The sequence below is a fragment of the Acidovorax sp. GW835-FHT14B10 genome (assembly GCF_058793725.1).
In genome coordinates this window covers 316878-333830 of record NZ_JBXAGC010000001.1, presented here as the reverse complement: position 1 = coordinate 333830, position 16953 = coordinate 316878, and the positions used below count along the sequence as shown (strand labels likewise).

Genomic DNA, 16953 nt, shown 5'->3' with positions numbered 1-16953 from the left:
TCTCCATGCCCATCCGTTCCTGCACCGTTCATGCGCGCAAGGCCACCGCTGCGGCCATCGCCCTATCGCTTCTGTGCACCGCGACACCCAGTCGCGCCGATCTCAACAGCGAGGTCAACGACATGTTCAACAACCTCGGCGCCATCGGCAACTACACCGCGCCGGGTGCGTTTCGCGGTCAGACCTACAACACCTACACCGGCGGCAACCTGATGATGCGATCGCCGAACAAGGTGTACCAGCTCGCGGCCATCCAGTTCCCAAGCGCGAAGGCCGGCTGCGGCGGTATCGACGTGTTCGGCGGCAGCTTCAGCCACATCTCCGCGCAGGAGTTCAAGAACATGCTGCGGAACATCACCGCGGCTTTGCCGGGGATCGCCTTCCAGCTCGCGCTGGAGGCGGTCTCGCCGCTGCTCGGCGGACTCACCAAATGGGCCAAGGGTCTGGAGACCTGGATCAACAACGCCCGTATCAATTCCTGCGAAACGGCGAAAGCCATCGTCAGTACGGCAGCCGAGGCCGTGGGCTACAGCTCGCAGGAGACCTGCGCCGATCTCGCGATCGACATGGGCCTGGAGAGCGACCGGGACTCTGCGCGCAAACGCTGCGGCACCGACCGGCCCAACATCCTGTCGTCGGCGCGCTCGTCGGCCGATGCCAATGTGCGCAACAAGGCGCCGTTCGTCGGCAACCTCACCTGGAAAGCACTGCAGTACACCGGCACCTATCTGGACGACGCTGAGCGCGAGCTCATCATGAGCATGGTCGGCACCATCATCTACTACCCCGAGGAATCGAAGCGCGATCCGGAGCCCATCGCCCCCACGTTGACTTCCATCAGCCAGTTGCTCTACGGCCAGGCCGCAGGCTCCGGTACGAACGTCGTCCAGCACCTGCTGCGCTGCAACGACTACACGAACTGCGACGTGGTCTCACTCAACACCAACTACAGCCACGTCCCGTTCACGGCGAAGGTCGAAACCATGATGCGCTCGATCGCGGACAAGATCGCGACGCGCACGCCGATTCCCAACAACTCGGCGGAAGTGGGCTTCGTGAACCAGACCACCGAACCCGTCTACAAGATGCTCTCGGTGGGCACCAGCATCCCGGGTTCAGGCCTGGCCGACAGCCTGATCGGCCAGTACCGCGACGTGATCGCGGCCGACTATGCGTACGTCTTCCTCGAACGCAACCTGCGCCTGGGCATGGCGGCGCTGTCCAAGGACTACACGCTGCAGCAGACCCAGCGCGACCAGGCCAACCAGGTACGGCAACGCGCGCAGGCCATGCTGCTGCAGATCTCGCAGGAGAAGAACCTGCTGTACCAGAAGGTCGGCTCATTCCGGGCCGTAGCCAGCCACCTGGAGCAATTGGAACGGCAACTGCGCTCCAGCATGCCGCAGCACGTGGTGGACATGCTGGGCCAGCAGGCGGCCTACCTGTCGCGCTGACACCGATGGATGGGCTCGGCCATGTGGGAGATCTACGCTTACCAGAATGCCGACAGCCTGTTCGGCGTGTTCAACGCGGCCGCGGCCATCCATGCCTCCAGCGACTATGCCTCGGCCGTCGCAGCCGTCGCCTTTTGCGGCTTCGTCGCGGCCCTGATCGCTTACGCTTTTGCCCCGGAGAAGCTGCAGGGGTGGAAGTGGCTGGGCTCGGTGATGTTGATTTTCAGCATCCTGATCGTGCCCAAGGTAACCGTGGGGGTGGTCGACAAGACCGGTGGCTCTGCGGTCAAGGTGGTGGACAACGTGCCCTTCGGCGTGACGCTGCTGGGGAGCCTCACCAGCAACATCGGCCATACGCTGACCGGCCTGTTCGAGACGGCCTTCCAGGCGATCCCCGGCGCCGGCGCGCTGCCAATTGAGCTGTCTTACCAACGCAACGGCCTGATGTTCGGCAACCGGTTGATCCGCGAGACCGGCAATGTGGTGTTCCAGGACCCGGGGTTCAGGACCGACCTGGTGAACTTCATCCACAACTGCACGACCTACGACCTGGTCGACGGCACGCTGGATCCGGCGGCGTATTCTGCGTCGGACGACGTCTGGCCGCTGATGAGCTCGCCCAATCCGGCCCGGTTCAGTACCTTGACGGGAGCCGGCGGCACCGTAGGAGTGGATACCTGCCCAAATGTGTACCGGAACCTGAACGGGCGGTTGCCGGCGCAACTGCAGCGCATCCAGGGGCGGCTGGCCTTCCAGCTGAACCCGACGTTGCCGGGCACGGCTGCTGCTGCGACCGTAGCTGGCCAAATCCAGCAGGCCTATCTGAAGAACGGCATCGCCAATGCCTCGGCGACCACCGCCGACATCATCCGCCAGAACGCCATGCTCAATGCACTGGAGGACACAGGCAAGATCGTGGGACAGAAGGTCAATGACCCGGCGGCCATGGTGCTGGCCGTGGGACGCGCCCAGGCCGTGGCCCAGATGAATGCCTCGTGGCTGAACTACGGCAAGGTGGCCGAACAGGCGCTGCCGGTGTTCCGCAATGTGATCGAGGCGGTGACATACGCCCTCTTCCCGCTGTTCGTGCTCTTGCTATTGTTGACCAGCGGCCGCGATACCATGCTGGCCTTCAAGGGCTATGCGGCCATCCTGATCTGGATCCAGCTATGGCCTCCGCTCTATGCGATCCTGAACTACATGGCCTCGATCTATGCCGCCTACGACCTGGCGGCCGCCGCCGACCTGGGTACCGGCGGCAAGGCCCTGGCCCTGCAGACCGCCTCGGTGATCTACTCCCGGGCGCTGTCGGGAGAGGCTATCGTCGGGTATCTTGCCATCAGCATCCCTTTCATCGCCTGGGCCGCGCTCAAACGCATGGAGAACTTTGGCACGGCCCTCGTGGGTGGGCTGTCGGGCCTGCAGGCCATGCTCTCTGGCTCGACGGCGGCGTCCACCGTGGGCAATACCGCGCTGGGCAATGTCTCCATGGACCAGATGCAGCTCGCGCCGAACCGAACCTCGGCCTTCATGGGCAGTTGGCAGAACGACCTGAGCGGCAACACCTTTACCGGCAATGCGCTGACGGGGCGCACGGCCGTGAACCTGCTGCGCAACCAGGGCTTTGCGTCGCGGGTGGTGTCGATGCGGGTGTCTGAGCAGGACGTGCAGGATGCAAGCCGGCAGGTGGATGCTGCGCGCAGCGAGGCGGTGGCTGCCAGCAGCGAGCGCTCGGCGATTCTGGCAGAGGCATTTTCCAAGGGCATCGCCAAGCTGCACTCATCGCGCAACAGCACCGGCACCACATCGAGCGGCTTCGAGCAGTTTGGCGAAACGGTCAACCGTCTGGACCAGATCAGCAAGAGTGTGGCTGATACGACGGGGCTCACGCAATCTCAGGTAGCACGAATTGCCTTGGGCGCCACGGGTCAAGTGGGAATCAATACACCCATTGCGGGGCTAGGAGCAAACGCATCTGGCGACAAGAGCTATTTGACTGGGCTTTCTGCCGCAGAGCAAAAGGTATTGACCTCCATAAACAGCGAGCAACTGGCCGAGTTCAAGCAGTTCGGCGACCGGGTATCTAGGGACAAGAGCTTCATCAGCATGGTCACCAGCGACAGCCGCGAAGCCTTGGATCTGTCTGCCCGGCTGACATCGACCACTGCGCGGATAGAGCGCGCCGACGCCAGCTTGAACGAGCGGAGCGCCTTTGCTGAGCGCGTCTCGACGGCCTATGAGCGCGGCGAAACCATCTCGATCGATATCGCCCAGGATCCCTATAATCTCGCGATGTTCACCCGCTACGCCGAGCAGTATGGTGGCAACAGCGCGTCGGCGCGCGTGCTGATGGAAGCGGAGCTGGCCAGGCAGTCGCTGCAGCCCAACCGCGTGTTCTCGGACGGTATTGCAGTACCGTCCGCCTTTGGAGACCTTTCCGCGCAGCACCTGCAAGACTCGAGCAGTCCGTCGTTGGATCAGGATCTTGGAGGCCAGCACCGCGCCAACCAGGGCAGCGTGAGCGGCTCTGGCGGTGGGCCCAGGCCCGGGTCTCCGGGTGAATCCCCGTCAGCCATGCGCAGCGATGTCCAGGCAGAGGGCCTGCGTATTCGTGCAAGCTCCTCTGCGGATCAGGCCACCTTCGAGCGCAAAGCGCAGATCACCAAAACACCGGATGGAACGTTGGCATCCGAACGTTCCTTGATGAAGCAATCCGTCAATCAGGTGAAGGGAGACGCCGCACCCATCGTCGAGGACGCCAAGCAGGCTATCAAGGATGCCCTGAAGAAATAGAAGCGATAGCAGGCTGTTGAAAAACCAAAACAGCGGTTTCGTTCGGAGATGACCGACGCGGCAGAACGCTCCAATCTGCCAGCGTGCATTGACGCGGCCACCATCGCGCAGCTGTACCGCAAACGCTGGCGCATCGAGGGCCTGTCCGGACGGCTCGAATCGGTGTGCTGCAAAGCGAGATCCGGAGCTTGGGCCACCCGCGCGCGGTACTGCTGGGGTTTGCTGTGGCAGTGCTGGCGCTGCTCAAGCACTGCGTGGAGCAGGCGCACAGCGAGCGAGCCCCCGATCTGAATGTCTCGACCTACCACCTGGGCGTACATGTAGCCAGTGACTATCTATCAGGGCATGCTGATTGCGCTGCCCTCAGAGGTGTGGCGGCCGTGGTCAGAAGCGCCAGCGGGGGATGTTGTGCAGTACCTGCTGCGCCTGGCGGGCAACGTCAGCCCGGGTAGTGTGAAGCGCGGCCCCAAGAAGGAAAAGCCAAGGGGGGTACGTCGCTGGCGCTGTGGCTCGCAAGCAGTTGTCCACAGCTCGTGTCCTCAAGCAGGCCGCGGGGGCAAGACCTTGAAAGGGGTGCCTGCTAGAGGTTTTTGTCGGCATCGAGCATACGATTGCCGTACTCAGGGTGCGGTGGCTTCATGAACTGCGGATGCCCCTCGTCACGCCAATAATTCGCCGCCAGATCGCGACTGGAGGTACCCATTCCGGAGATCGGATTGAGTTCTTCTTCTGTCGGAACAGGCCGAAGCTTGTGGCGCTGCTTGCCGATCTGCGACAGCCCGCCTCCGATCGCCCCGCCGAACAGCGCTCCCATGGCCATCATCCCAACCCGCAGGCCCCAGTCGTCATGGCGTGCTGACAGGTAGCCGAGACCGATGCCCAGCAGCAGGAAGAAGAGGAAGACAGCTTTTCGCATCGAAATACCCTAGCACCATGCCGCTGCAAGTCAAGCCGTTTAGCGAACGTGATTCTGTGCGTGCCCGAGTCGCCGTGGTGCTACGGGAGCCGCACCGAGTGCTAGATCAAGTCCTTCGTGAGCTCTTCCAGGGTCGGCTGCCGACGAGGAAATCGCTCTCGGACGGCGCTGCGGTCCGCGATGCCCAGTAACAGCCCGACTTGCGCCTCGTCGGCACCGCGTGAGTACAGGCGGTCCGCTAGCGTCTGCCGCGCGGCTAGCGCCGTGAGGCCGGAGAATCCGGCGTAGCGTAACAGCTTGCGGTAAGCCTCCTGGATTCCCCTGCAGAGGAAGCGTCGCTGCCCCTTTTCCTCGTACGACGTGATCGCGAAGCCTTGGCCGCTGGGCGAGAGGAACAGGGGGCATCGCGGGTCGAGTCCGCGATAGTACGAGTCACCACCGATCCTGTCGCCGCGCCTGCCCCTGTTCCCGAGGTAATCCGCCATCACCTCGTCCAGGCGGGCACTCAGGAAATACAGGGGACGAGTCCTGCCGTTGATGGCGACCTCCGGCCGTATGAAGGAGATCCGACTAACGTCGCCTGACGCCTCAAGGTAATCCTGCACCTCCAGGCGAGCAATCTCCAGTGGCCGCGCACCTATCGCAAACAGGATGTAGTAAAGCGCCAGGTCCTCGGTTGGCTGATGACTGTGTGCCATGATGAGCTTCGCCCCGAGGGAGATCTCGGTAACGCTCAGGATACGCCTGACCTCCAGCGCGGACTCGATCGCCCCCTCATCCGGCTCAAAGCCTTCAAATGCGCTGCCCTCATCGTTTGAGACGGGCGAAAGGTCGCGTCCTCCGTCTCGTGCCGGCTCATTTGGCACCGCTGTGCTTGCAGTCATGGAACAAGAGCTCCTTCGGCGACCGGTTCCGCGGAGCGTCACCACGCAACGGACCTGTTGTTGCTTTCGACATCGGCCGCTGACGTTCCGCAGCCACTACAGGAGCTTTCACCCCATTACATGCCTTCCTTCGATGCAGCTATTCAGACGCATGCTGAGGTGGAAGGGTCGGCGGGGCAGCTGCGCCCGCTATGCGCCAGCCCTGAACGCCGCCTCCACTGCCCCTCGATTAACCTTTAGACCACCACGTACTTGCCGACGAGGGGCATGGGCTTGCCATCCTTCTTCAGGCTGATCGCAGTCGGTGGTCACGACGAACTTGCGTTTCGTCCTGGCCTTGATGCCGTGCTGCTGCATGAGTTTGCGAACTCGGTCTTTGCCCACACGGATGCCTCGGGCCAGCAGTTCCTTGTGCATGCGTGGCCAGCCGTATTCGCCCTTGACCTGGACATGGATGGCGCGGATGTGGGCCAGCACAGCCTCGTCGCTGTGACGCCCGCCGGGTCTGCCAGCCAGGTCTTGTTGTGGGCGGATCAGCCAGTTGAAGTAGCCGCTGGCGCTGACCTCCAGCACGCCACACGAGATGCTCACCGGGTACTGGCGCCTCATTTGGTGAATCCAGGCGTACCTCGCAGCGTGTCCTGCGCGAAGTACGCCGCGGCTTTTTTTTGCGATGTCACGCTCCATGCGAAGCCGGGCAACCTCAGCGCGCAAGCGCGCTATCTCCATCTGCTCGGGCGAGACCCGCGCGGCCTTGTCAGCATCACCGGCGCCACTCAATGGACCCTTGGCCGCCAACCTCACCCAGTTGCCTAAACTGGCCTTGGGAATGCCCAGCACCTTGGCCACCACCGCAATGGCCTGGCCCGCGCGCACCTGACGCATCGCCTCCAGTTTGAATTCCTGCGTGTACTGCGCACGCACCTGCTTTGCTGTCATCTCTTGACTCCTTGTCGGTATTTTCAACAAGGCCAAGAACTCCACTTTTCAGGGGCAAGGTCACGTGATGTACTGGACAGACGCACTGCAGTCCGGATTGCCCGACTGTACGGGCTTCTGCAGTAAGCGTGTCTCCCCCGCATTTTTTGGTGGATCTCGTACCTGCTCAAACTACAGGCGAAAAAGCGCTCGATCTCTCAGTTCTTTGCGCCCTGGACCGGAATCGTCGTCCTCAGTTCGCGTATACGGTTGTCGGCATCCATAAAGACCAGACGGGGCTGGACGCTGTCGAGATCGGTCTCTGCTACCAGCCCGAATGCGGCAATGATGACCAGATCGCCCACAGCTGCGCGGCGCGCGGCCGAGCCGTTGAGCGAAATTGTTCCGCTGCCACGTTCGGCACGAATCGCATAGGTGATGAACCTCTCGCCATTGGCGATGTTCCAGATGTGGACTTGCTCGTTCTCCCGCAGATCGGCGGCGTCCAGCAAATCTTCGTCGATCGCGCAGGAGCCTTCGTAATGCAGCTCACACGCGGTCACCGTCGCGCGGTGTATCTTGGACTTGAGCAAGGTACGGTACATGGTTTCACCTTCAATGCAATAAAGTTCAGCGCGCCACCAGCCCCAGCGTGTCGAACAGGCGTCGGTCACTGGCCCAGTCAGGGTTGCCCGTAGTGAGCAACTTGTCGCCGTAGAAGATCGAGTTGGCACCGGCCAGGAAGCACAGCGCCTGCACCGCCTCGCCCATCTGCTGGCGTCCGGCGGACAGGCGTACCCGCGCATTCGGCATCGTGATCCGCGCCGCAGCGATGGTGCGCACGAACTCGAACGGCTCGAGCGCATCGATGCCGTGCAGCGGTGTGCCTTCCACCTGCACAAGGTTGTTGATCGGCACCGACTCAGGGTATGGATCGAGATTGGCGAGCTGAGCGATCAGCCCTGCGCGCTCGCGCCGCGATTCCCCCATGCCGACGATGCCACCACTGCACACGTGAATGCCGGCTTCTCGCACATAGCCGAGCGTGTCGATCCGGTCCTGATAATCGCGCGTGGTGATGATCCGGCCGTAGGCTTCGGGCGCGGTGTCGAGGTTGTGGTTGTAGTAGTCGAGCCCAGCGTCCTTGAGCGTGCGCGCCTGCGTGTTGCTCAGCATGCCGAGCGTGCAGCAGGCCTCCAGTCCATGCGACTTCACGACCCGCACCAGCTCGGCAACCTTCTCGATGTCGCGATCCTTCGGCGCACGCCAGGCGGCGCCCATGCAGAATCGGCTGGCCCCCTCCTCGCGTGCCGCCTGGGCGGCCTCGGAGACGGCTGCGGCGTCGAGCAACTTGCCCGCCTCGACTCCGGTGTCGTAGTGGACCGATTGCGGACAATACGCGCAGTCTTCCGGGCAGCCACCGGTCTTGATCGACAGCAACGTCGACAACTGGACTTCGTTGGGGTCGAAATGCTCACGGTGCACCTGCTGGGCCCGGAATAACAGGTCGTTGAACGGCAGCTCTAACAGCGCCAGTACCTCGGCCGCCGGCCAGGGGGCCTCGGCAGCATCGAGCGCAGGGGCCGCAAGGCGGCGGGTGAATTGGATCGGCTGGGCGGGCGTCTCGAAGGTGTTCATGGTGGTCGTTTTGTGCAGGTGGATTGTTATCAAGGATTCTCGGTTCAGGCACCGGGGCGGATGTGCGCCGTCGCCTCGTCTTCCACGCGCTGCCAGATCTCCACCGCCATCGGCGTCTGGCTCTCCTCGAGGATGTGACCAACCAGCCCGATTGCGCGTGCGAGCACGCCGATGCCGCGCACGATCTTCCACGGCAGCCCGAGTTCGCAGCTGATGGCACCGATGGCGCCGGTCGCATTGACGGGAAGCGACTTGCCCGCGGCGCGTTCGGCCTCGGCGCAAATCAGTTGTTCGAGCCGGATGTAATCACCGGAGAAGCCATTGTCCGCGGCGATCTGAAACAGCCGCGGCGCGCGCGGATCGACCGGCTTGTGCAACGGATGGCCGAGCCCGGGAATGATCTGGCCGCGTTCGCGGAAAGCCGCCACGGTCTCGCGCGCGATGCGCTCCAGGTTGGCGCCTTGCGTGCCCGGCGGCAGCGCCTCGTACAGCATCCTGGCGGTACCTTCAGTCGAACCGACGAACACGCTGCCCAGGCCGCACAGGCCTGCCGCCACCGCCGCCTGCAGCGATTCGGGCGCACCGGCGTAGGTCAGCCGCGCGACCAGCGCGCTCGGCGTGATGCCGTGCTCGACCAGCGTCACCGCAATGGCATTGAACACGTTCGATTCCTGCGGCGTCGGCATGCGCCCGACGATCTGCAAGAAGGCCATGTCGCCCAGGTTGACGCGGCCGAGGATTTCGTCGGGCAGGCTTTTGCCGTGCACTTCGATGCGGTCGGGGGTGCTCCAGGCAATGTCGGAGCGGATGGGTTTGTTTTTGCGGGCCATGGGGGCATCTCCAGTGGGTTCAGAAAATCAGGCTTCCAGGCCGGCGCTGCGCAGGACGGCAAGCGCACGCTGGTAGATCGGGCTGTCGACCATTCGACCGTCCAACATGACGGCGGCGCCACCAGCGGCAACGAAGACATCGCGCACGCTGCGCGCCCAGTCGAGTTGCGCGGCGCTGGGAGTGAACACCGCCTGGATGGCGGCGATCTGCTTGGGGTGGATGCACAGCTTGGCGCCGAAGCCCTGGCGCCTGGCGCGCTGGGCATCGGCATGCAGCCGGTCGAAGTCATCGATCACGAGACTGACGCCGTCGATCGGCGCGTCCAGCCCGGCCAGGCGCGAAGCGAGCACGAGCTGCGAGCGGAAGCACTGCAACTCGATTTCACCCCCGTCGGGCGCGCAGTCCATGCCCAGATCCAGTGCCAGGTCGACGCTGCCAAAGGCCAGGCGCACGACGCCTGGCACGCGGGCGATGGCGCGCACCGCTTCGACACCGCGCGCCGATTCGATGATCGGCAGCACATCCTTGTAGGTGGCCTCGACCACCGCGCAGATGGTTTCGATGCCCTCGGCCTTGGGCAGCATGACGGCCGCCACGCCGGGATGGCGGCACAGCTCGATGTCCTCGTCGAACCACGGTGTACCGGCAGCGTTGACGCGCACGATGAGCGGCGCGGCCTCGTCGAGTGCGACCGCCAGCGCAGCGCGGGCACGCGGTTTGGACTCCGGCGCGACCGCGTCCTCCAGATCGACGATCACCATGTCGGCACCGGCGGCGCGCGCCTTGGCAAAGCGCTCGGGGCGGTCCCCGGGAACGAAGAGGTAGGACCGCGGCAGCCGCGTCAGGACCGGCGGCGTGCTCATGGGTTGACCTTCGCCCTGCGGGCCGCGGTATTCGCCTTTGGAACTGCCGGGCGGCTCATGCCGCCAGCCATCGTTCAACGCGCGGCGCCTCGGCAACGGACCAGATACGGGCCATCAGATCGGCCATCTCTGCCGGGGTGGCGCCCCTGCCGTAGGCCGCCAGTCGCCGCGCCTTGTCCTCCAGTTCGGCGCGCGTGAGGCTGTTGCCCGGGTCCCCCTTGGGTTCGTCGACGCGCGCCGAGAATGTTTTGCCGTCGCGCGTGCTGGCTGTCACCTTGCCGATCCAGCGCTGTGGATAAGCGCCGTCAACCTCCTCGTCGAGCTGCATTGTGACCCGGTCGCGCAAGGCCGCCACGCGCGGCGCAAGGTAGTGTTGCTCGAATTCGTCAAGCCCGGCGTACCCGTACTCGGCCACCAGCGCGAGCACGGTACCCATCGAGAACTTGGCCTGGTGCACGGTGGATGGCACGGTGACCCGTCCGAGCACATCGATCGCGCCCTGGTGCACATGGGTCGTCACCTGGACCAAATCATCCGCAACGAGCCGGTGCGTTTGCATCAACGCCAGCAGCGCGTCTGCGCTGGGGTGCGTATGACGGCACGAGGCGTGGTATTTGAACGAGGTTTCAGCCGTGGCCCAACGCTGCCCCAGACGGTCGGTAAGCCGCGCCGGGTCGGCGTCGCTGGACATGCCTGCGGCCAGACCCTGCGGCCCTTCCAGAATCTGGCGCGCGCCGGTCAGGCCCTCGCGCGCCAGGTAAGCCGAAGCCAGTCCGCTGGACGCCGCGTGCGCGGTGTGCAGTTGCTTGGAGTCGGCCGCGTCGCGCAGGAACTCCCACAGTCCGGCGGCTTGCGTGCCGGCGCTGCCGAAGGCATGCAGCATGGTCGGCGCATCCAGCTTGAGCAGCCGCCCGGCCGCTGCAGCGGCGGCCAGCGTGCCTGCGGTGGCGGTGGTGTGGAAGACACGATAGTGTGAGCGTCCGAGAAATTCACCGACGCGGATGCCGACTTCGTAGCCAGCCACCACCGCGGCCAGAAACTCGCGGCCACTCGCGCCGATGTCTTGTGCCATGGCCAGCGCCGCCGGGAACACAACGGCCCCAGGGTGGAACACCGAGCCGTTGTGCACATCGTCCTGTTCAGCAAAATGCGACGCCGCGGCATTGACCATTGCGGCGAAATGGGGTGAGGTGGTGCGGCGCGAGATCAGCACCTCGGCGCGGCCCGAGGCCGGCCCCATCGCGCAGGCATAGGCCTCGATGGCCTCGACCGGCCGCGCGCCCTTGCCGGCCAGCGCCGAGGCGTACCAGTCGAGAAACAGATCCTCGGTGCGGCGAAGCACCGGCGCCGGAATCGTGTCGAATGACAGGCCAGCCGCAAAGGCGGCCAGCGTCGCGCTCGGGTTTTTATCCAGGGTCATGGCATCACACTTTCAGTCAGATCGCTTTTTCCGCACGCAGCCGGGCAATCTCCGGCGCACCGTAGCCCAGCTCGGCGAGAATGGATTCGGTGTGCTCACCCAAAGCAGGCACCGGCCCCATCGGTGGCGGCTCGCTGCCACTGAGGTGATGCGGCGGGTACAGCGCCGGCAGTGGGCCGCTGGGCGAGCCGATATCGGTCCAGCGCCCACGCGCCGCCAACTGCGGATGACGCCACAGAGCGGCCATCTCGTTGAGCTGGGCATTGGCGATTTGCGCCGCATCCAGGCGCTCGACCAATTGCTCGGCAGTCAATGTCGAGCACACGCCTTCGATGACAGCGCGCAACTGTTCGCGCTGGGCCAGCCGGTTGGCATTGCCCAGATACGTCTTGGCCAGTTCCGGCTGAAGCAGCACCTGATCGCAAAAAATGGCCCACTCCCGGTCATGCTGCACCGCCAGCACCACCTGCTTGCCGTCGCCGCAGGTAAACGGGCCGTAGGGGTAAATCGCCGCGTGCGAGGCACCCGCGCGCGGCGGCGGCGGCTGGCCGTCCAGCGTGTAGTAGAGCGGAAAGCCCATCCACTCGGACATCGCTTCGAGCATCGAGATTTCGAGCCGCTGACCGCGCCCAGTGCGACCGCGTTGAAGCAGCGCGGCCAGCACGCTGCTGTAGGCGTACATGCCAGCGGCGATGTCGGCAATCGACAGCCCGGCCTTGGACGGCTGCTCGGGGGTGCCGGTCACCGATACAAAACCGGCCTCGCTCTGGATCAGCAGATCGTAGGCCTTCTTCTCGGTGTAGGGACCGCCTTCGCCGTAACCGGAGATGTCGCACACGACGATACCGGCATTGACAGGCGCCAGGCTCGCGTGGTCCAGCCCCATGCGCGCCGCCGCGCCAGGCGCGAGGTTTTGCACCAGCACATCGCAGCGCTCCACCAGCTTTTGCAGCACAGCGCGCGCGGCCGGCTGCTTGAGGTCCAGCGTCAGGCTCTCCTTGGAGCGGTTGCACCAGACGAAGTGCGAAGCCAGGCCATGCGCGCGGGCGTCGTAGGCGCGGGCGAAATCGCCCTCGCCCGGGCGCTCGACCTTGATGACGCGCGCACCCAGGTCAGCGAGCTGACGGGTGCAAAACGGCGCAGCGATCGCATGCTCCAGCGTGACGACCAACAATCCTTCCAATGGACGCATGGCAGCTTCTTTCAGAAAGAGCGTGGCAACCCGAGCACGTGCTCGGCCACGTAGCTCAGGATCAGGTTGGTCGAGATCGGCGCCACCTGGTACAGCCGGGTTTCACGAAACTTGCGCTCGACATCGTATTCACAGGCAAAGCCGAAGCCGCCGTGCGTCTGGATCGCGGTGTTCGCGGCCTCCCACGAGGCTTTCGCCGCAAGGTACTTGGCCATGTTGGCTTCGGCGCCGCAGGGCTGGTGCGCGTCGAACAGCTCGCAGGCGCGCCAGCGCATGAGGTCGGCGGCTTCGGTTTCGATGTGCGCCTCGGCAATCGGGAATTGCACGCCCTGGTTCTGACCGATCGGGCGGTCGAACACGCGGCGCTCGCGCGCATAGCGCGCGCTGCGCTCGACGAACCAGCGGGCGTCGCCTATGCACTCGGCGGCGATCAGCGTGCGCTCGGCGTTCAGGCCGTCAAGGATGTACTTGAAGCCCTGCCCCTCGTGGCCGATGAGGTTTTCTTCGGGAATTTCGAGGTTGTCGAAAAAGAGCTCGTTGGTCTCGTGGTTGACCATGTTGCGGATCGGCTTCACGGTGAGGCCCTTGCCGATCGCCTGGTGCAAGTCGACGATGAAGATCGACATGCCTTCGGACTTGCGCTTCACGTCCTTGAGCGGCGTGGTGCGCGCCAGCAAAATCATCAGGTCGGAGTGCTGGATGCGCGAGATCCACACCTTCTGGCCATTGACGACATACCGGTCCCCCTGCTTGGTCGCCGTGGTCTTGATCTTGGTGGTGTCGGTACCGGTGGTGGGCTCGGTCACGCCCATGGACTGCAGGCGCAGCGCGCCACTCGCGATTTGGGGCAGGTAGCGGCGCTTTTGCTCGGGTGAGCCGTGGCGCAGCAAGGTACCCATGTTGTACATCTGGCCATGGCAGGCGCCGGCGTTGCCGCCGCAACGGTTGACTTCTTCCATCACCACCGAGGCCTCTGCCAGGCCCAGCCCGGCGCCGCCGTATTCCTGCGGAATCATCACGGCGAGCCAGCCGGCCAGCGTGAGCGCATCGACGAATTCCTCGGGGTAGCCGCGGGCCTCGTCGACTTTGCGGAAGTATGCGTCCGGGAAGCGCTTGAAGAGATCGCGCAGCGCGGCGCGCAACTCCGGATAACGTTCTTGGTTCATCATGCTCGGTTTTTGGAAAATCCGTGACACTCAGCGGAACGGGCTGAAATCGGGCTTGCGTTTTTCGAGGAAGGCGCTGGCGCCTTCCTGTTGTTCGCCGGTGTTGAAGTAGTTGGGCGCCACTTCCTGGATCAGGTCGTTCATGTCGCGGCCCATGATCGGCGCCATGTGATGATAAAAAGAACGTTTGACGATCTTCAGGCAGGTCGGCGAGAGCGACAGCAACTCGTCGCAATACTTGCGCACCTCCTCGTCGAGCTTGGCCATCGGCACCACGGAATTGGCCAGCCCCCAGTCGAAGGCCTGCTGCGCGGTGTAGCGGCGGCACAGCATCCACAGCTCGCGTGCGCGCTTGTGGCCCAGCACATTGGCTGCGTGCGAGACGATGTAGCCCCCTGCGGGGGAGCCCACGCGCGGCCCGTTCTGGCCGAAGATCGCGTGCTCTGCAGCGATGGTGAAGTCGCAAAAGTAGGCGATATGGTGACCAGCGCCAATCGCGTAGCCGTTGACGCGCGCGATCACCGGCTTCGGGCACTCGGCGATTTGCCGGTTGAAATTGAACTCCAGGTCCTGCAGGCCGCTCTTGCCACCTTCTCCCTTTTCCCAGTTGACGTCGCCGCCGACGCAGAAGGCGCGCTCGCCCACACCTGTGAGCACGATCACGCCGACTTTCGGGTCGCTGCCGGCCTGGGCCAACAGGCTTTCCATTTCCTTGATCGTGTCGCCGGTGAACGCGTTCAGCGTCTTGGGCCGGTTGATCGTGATGGTGGCGACGAAGTCTTTGACCTCGTAAATGACTTCTTTGTCCGACATAACTGAATCTCCTGTTGAAGTTTGGGGATCGATGGATGACAAGGGTTCAACTCGTGTGCAGTTTCAGCACGCCGTCTCGTACGAGTTGAGTGACTTCGGCCGGGCTGTAGCCCAGCTCGCCGAGAATGGCCGCGCTGTGTTCACCGAGCTTGGGCGGCGGCGGCATGGCGTCGGGCCGGCGCATGCCCTCGGCCAACTGCGCGGGAAACGGGATCAGCGGCAGACCCGGTAGCGCCGGATGCTCGACGAAGCGGTCGGCCAGCACCGGGTCAGACATGGCCCCGGACACCGTGTTCACCGGCCCGCAGGGAATGTCCGCAGCCTCGAACGCGGCCACCCACTCGGCAGCCGGGCGTGTGACAAAGATCGCCGCCAGTTCGGCCAGCAGCGCGGGCCGGTTGGCGATGCGCGCGGCGTTTCGGTCGTAGCGCGGATCGGTCAGCCAGGCGGGCTGCTTGACAACGCCACAAAAGCGCCTGAACGCGCCTTCATTGACCACCGACACGCTGAACCAGGCACCGTCGGAACCCTGGAAGTGGCGGCTGGGCACGGCGATCGGCAAGTTCACCGAGCGAACCGGCTCGCGCTGCTCGACGGCGTGCTCGCCCACCTTGGCTGCCATGAAGTTGAAGATGGTGTCGGCCAGCGCCAACTCGACGCGCTGCCCGCGGCCGGTCTGCTGCCAGTGCATGACCGCGGCCAGCACACCCAAGGCGCCGCACATCCCAGACGCCACATCGATGATCGGCAAGCCGATGCGAACCGGCGGATCACCTTCCTCGCCGCTGGCGTAAAAAGCCCCGGCCATGCCCTGCACCACACTGTCAACGGATGGGCGCAAGCGGTACGCGCTGTCTTCGCCAAAGGCCGACACCATGGTGTAGATGATTTCCGGGTTGACCTGTCGCACGGCCTCGTAGGTCAGCGCATTTTTCTCGGCGAAATCGGGGCGAAAGTTGTGCACCAGCACCTGCGACTGGGCGATCAGTCGGCCCAGCACCTCGCGCCCTGCGTCCGTGCGGAAGTCCAGTGCCAGCGACTCCTTGCCACGGTTGCAGGTCATGAACGCAACGCTTGTATCGCCGTAGAACGGCGGGCCGAAATGCCGCCCCTCCTCACCGCTCAACGCCTCGACCTTGATGACGCGCGCACCGAGGTCTGCCAGCACCATGGCCGTGTACGGACCGGCGATCAAGCGCGACAGGTCGACGACCGTGATGCCCTGGAGGATGCCAGCCACGCCTTCGCCTCGTCTTACTTCTTGGCGCCGCGCATCCGGCTGCGGAACGCGGCGATGCCGTCCCGGTGCTCCGGCGTGTCCTCGAGGACCGCCATGTGCGAAGAAACCATGTCCAGGTGGGTGGCCAGCGCCATCGTCTGGCTCTGGTAAACCGCGCGGCGAAAGAAGCGCACTGCCTGCTGCGGTTTGGCCGCGATAGTGCGCGCCAGCGCGTAAGTGGTCGCCATCAGCTCTTCATCGGGCACCACCCGGTTGACCATGCCGATGCGTTCGGCCTCCTGCGCATCGACGGTGCGGCCGGTCCAGAACAATTCCAGGGCGCGCGCCGTGCCGATCAGCCGCGGCAGGAACCAGGCGCCCGCATCGCCGGCCATCAGCCCGATGTCGATGTAGCTCTCGGCCAGCGTGGCCGAACTGGCCATCACCCGCAGGTCGCACATCAGCGCCATGTCGCAGCCGGCGCCCCGCGCGGCGCCGTTGATGGCCGCGATGACCGGCTTTTCCATGCGCTCAAGCGTCAGCGCGATGCGATGCACGTGGCGGTACAGGAAGTTCTTGCGGCCCAGGCTGTCGAGTTCGCTGAACTTGGCCATTTCGTCGAAATCGCCCCCGGCGCAAAAGGCACGGCCGGTGCCCGTCACCACGATGACCCGCACCCGATCGTCGGCCTCGGCCGACTCCAGCGCAGCCCGCCAGGCGTCGATCATCGGCAGATCGAAGGCATTGAGTTGACCGGGACGATTGAGGGTCAGCGTGCCGATGCCGTCGGCATCGATCGTGAACAGAATGGGTGACTCAGCAGACATGAAAGCTTTCCTCTCTCTC

14 protein-coding genes and 2 pseudogenes are annotated in these 16953 nt (G+C 64.5%); 3 read left to right on the top strand and 13 right to left on the bottom strand.

Features of this window, described 5'->3' with window-relative positions; all coding sequences use genetic code 11:
• Nucleotides 1–5: 5 nt before the first annotated feature.
• From AC1Q5S_RS01495 to AC1Q5S_RS01485, 3 genes and pseudogenes are all read left to right on the top strand, one after another.
• A complete protein-coding gene (locus AC1Q5S_RS01495) occupies nucleotides 6–1454 on the top strand; it encodes a conjugal transfer protein TraH (RefSeq protein ID WP_060983957.1) in 1449 nt (482 codons plus the stop codon).
• A 21-nt stretch (nucleotides 1455–1475) separates the two neighbouring features.
• A complete protein-coding gene (locus tag AC1Q5S_RS01490; RefSeq protein WP_060983963.1) occupies nucleotides 1476–4247 on the top strand; it encodes a conjugal transfer protein TraG N-terminal domain-containing protein in 2772 nt (923 codons plus the stop codon).
• 69 nt (nucleotides 4248–4316) lie between these two features.
• Nucleotides 4317–4815, top strand: a pseudogene (locus AC1Q5S_RS01485) (IS4 family transposase); the annotation flags it as partial.
• Nucleotides 4816–4827: 12 nt separating this feature from the next.
• Here the strand turns inward: AC1Q5S_RS01485 and AC1Q5S_RS01480 are convergent.
• The 13 genes and pseudogenes from AC1Q5S_RS01480 to AC1Q5S_RS01420 all read right to left on the bottom strand — a co-directional run bounded on the left by AC1Q5S_RS01480 (nucleotide 4828) and on the right by AC1Q5S_RS01420 (nucleotide 16934).
• Nucleotides 4828–5163: a hypothetical protein gene (locus AC1Q5S_RS01480; RefSeq protein WP_060983956.1), complete on the bottom strand. Its 336-nt coding sequence runs from the start codon at nucleotides 5161–5163 to the stop codon at nucleotides 4828–4830.
• Between the two features lie 101 nt (nucleotides 5164–5264).
• Nucleotides 5265–6047 (bottom strand): site-specific integrase, encoded by a 783-nt coding sequence (locus AC1Q5S_RS01475; RefSeq protein ID WP_243721573.1) that lies wholly within the window; start codon nucleotides 6045–6047, stop codon nucleotides 5265–5267.
• Nucleotides 6048–6347: 300 nt separating this feature from the next.
• Nucleotides 6348–6986: pseudogene (locus AC1Q5S_RS01470) on the bottom strand (IS3 family transposase); the annotation flags it as partial.
• Between the two features lie 197 nt (nucleotides 6987–7183).
• Entirely contained in the window at nucleotides 7184–7570 is a 387-nt protein-coding gene (gene panD, locus AC1Q5S_RS01465) for an aspartate 1-decarboxylase (protein ID WP_060983955.1), read from the bottom strand.
• 25 nt (nucleotides 7571–7595) lie between these two features.
• Nucleotides 7596–8603: a biotin synthase BioB gene (gene bioB, locus AC1Q5S_RS01460; protein ID WP_082753111.1), complete on the bottom strand. Its 1008-nt coding sequence runs from the start codon at nucleotides 8601–8603 to the stop codon at nucleotides 7596–7598.
• A gap of 44 nt (nucleotides 8604–8647) precedes the next feature.
• On the bottom strand, nucleotides 8648–9433 hold the full coding sequence (locus AC1Q5S_RS01455) for a citryl-CoA lyase (RefSeq protein ID WP_060983954.1): 786 nt from the start codon (nucleotides 9431–9433) through the stop codon (nucleotides 8648–8650).
• Nucleotides 9434–9460: 27 nt separating this feature from the next.
• The gene (locus AC1Q5S_RS01450; protein WP_060983960.1) at nucleotides 9461–10297 is read right to left on the bottom strand and encodes an HpcH/HpaI aldolase/citrate lyase family protein; all 837 of its coding nucleotides are present in this window, start codon (nucleotides 10295–10297) and stop codon (nucleotides 9461–9463) included.
• Nucleotides 10298–10352: 55 nt separating this feature from the next.
• Entirely contained in the window at nucleotides 10353–11717 is a 1365-nt protein-coding gene (locus AC1Q5S_RS01445; RefSeq protein WP_060983953.1) for an MmgE/PrpD family protein, read from the bottom strand.
• Between the two features lie 16 nt (nucleotides 11718–11733).
• Complete coding sequence (locus tag AC1Q5S_RS01440; protein ID WP_067512337.1) at nucleotides 11734–12909, bottom strand: CaiB/BaiF CoA transferase family protein; 1176 nt, start codon at nucleotides 12907–12909, stop codon at nucleotides 11734–11736.
• 11 nt (nucleotides 12910–12920) lie between these two features.
• On the bottom strand, nucleotides 12921–14078 hold the full coding sequence (locus AC1Q5S_RS01435) for an acyl-CoA dehydrogenase family protein (protein WP_060983952.1): 1158 nt from the start codon (nucleotides 14076–14078) through the stop codon (nucleotides 12921–12923).
• Nucleotides 14079–14105: 27 nt separating this feature from the next.
• Nucleotides 14106–14888 carry an enoyl-CoA hydratase-related protein gene (locus tag AC1Q5S_RS01430; RefSeq protein WP_060983951.1) on the bottom strand — a complete coding sequence of 261 codons (783 nt, stop codon included), beginning with the start codon at nucleotides 14886–14888 and terminating at the stop codon, nucleotides 14106–14108.
• A 46-nt stretch (nucleotides 14889–14934) separates the two neighbouring features.
• Nucleotides 14935–16128: a CaiB/BaiF CoA transferase family protein gene (locus AC1Q5S_RS01425; RefSeq protein WP_060983950.1), complete on the bottom strand. Its 1194-nt coding sequence runs from the start codon at nucleotides 16126–16128 to the stop codon at nucleotides 14935–14937.
• A gap of 14 nt (nucleotides 16129–16142) precedes the next feature.
• The gene (locus AC1Q5S_RS01420; protein WP_060983949.1) at nucleotides 16143–16934 is read right to left on the bottom strand and encodes an enoyl-CoA hydratase/isomerase family protein; all 792 of its coding nucleotides are present in this window, start codon (nucleotides 16932–16934) and stop codon (nucleotides 16143–16145) included.
• Nucleotides 16935–16953: the final 19 nt, after the last annotated feature.

Coding starts and splice junctions, on each gene's coding strand:
- AC1Q5S_RS01495 (WP_060983957.1), top strand. CDS start 6: ATGCCCATCCGTTCCTGCACCGTTCATGCGCGCAAGGCCACCGCTGCG.
- AC1Q5S_RS01490 (WP_060983963.1), top strand. CDS start 1,476: ATGTGGGAGATCTACGCTTACCAGAATGCCGACAGCCTGTTCGGCGTG.
- AC1Q5S_RS01480 (WP_060983956.1), bottom strand. CDS start 5,163: ATGCGAAAAGCTGTCTTCCTCTTCTTCCTGCTGCTGGGCATCGGTCTC.
- AC1Q5S_RS01475 (WP_243721573.1), bottom strand. CDS start 6,047: ATGACTGCAAGCACAGCGGTGCCAAATGAGCCGGCACGAGACGGAGGA.
- panD (WP_060983955.1), bottom strand. CDS start 7,570: ATGTACCGTACCTTGCTCAAGTCCAAGATACACCGCGCGACGGTGACC.
- bioB (WP_082753111.1), bottom strand. CDS start 8,603: ATGAACACCTTCGAGACGCCCGCCCAGCCGATCCAATTCACCCGCCGC.
- AC1Q5S_RS01455 (WP_060983954.1), bottom strand. CDS start 9,433: ATGGCCCGCAAAAACAAACCCATCCGCTCCGACATTGCCTGGAGCACC.
- AC1Q5S_RS01450 (WP_060983960.1), bottom strand. CDS start 10,297: ATGAGCACGCCGCCGGTCCTGACGCGGCTGCCGCGGTCCTACCTCTTC.
- AC1Q5S_RS01445 (WP_060983953.1), bottom strand. CDS start 11,717: ATGACCCTGGATAAAAACCCGAGCGCGACGCTGGCCGCCTTTGCGGCT.
- AC1Q5S_RS01440 (WP_067512337.1), bottom strand. CDS start 12,909: ATGCGTCCATTGGAAGGATTGTTGGTCGTCACGCTGGAGCATGCGATC.
- AC1Q5S_RS01435 (WP_060983952.1), bottom strand. CDS start 14,078: ATGATGAACCAAGAACGTTATCCGGAGTTGCGCGCCGCGCTGCGCGAT.
- AC1Q5S_RS01430 (WP_060983951.1), bottom strand. CDS start 14,888: ATGTCGGACAAAGAAGTCATTTACGAGGTCAAAGACTTCGTCGCCACC.
- AC1Q5S_RS01420 (WP_060983949.1), bottom strand. CDS start 16,934: ATGTCTGCTGAGTCACCCATTCTGTTCACGATCGATGCCGACGGCATC.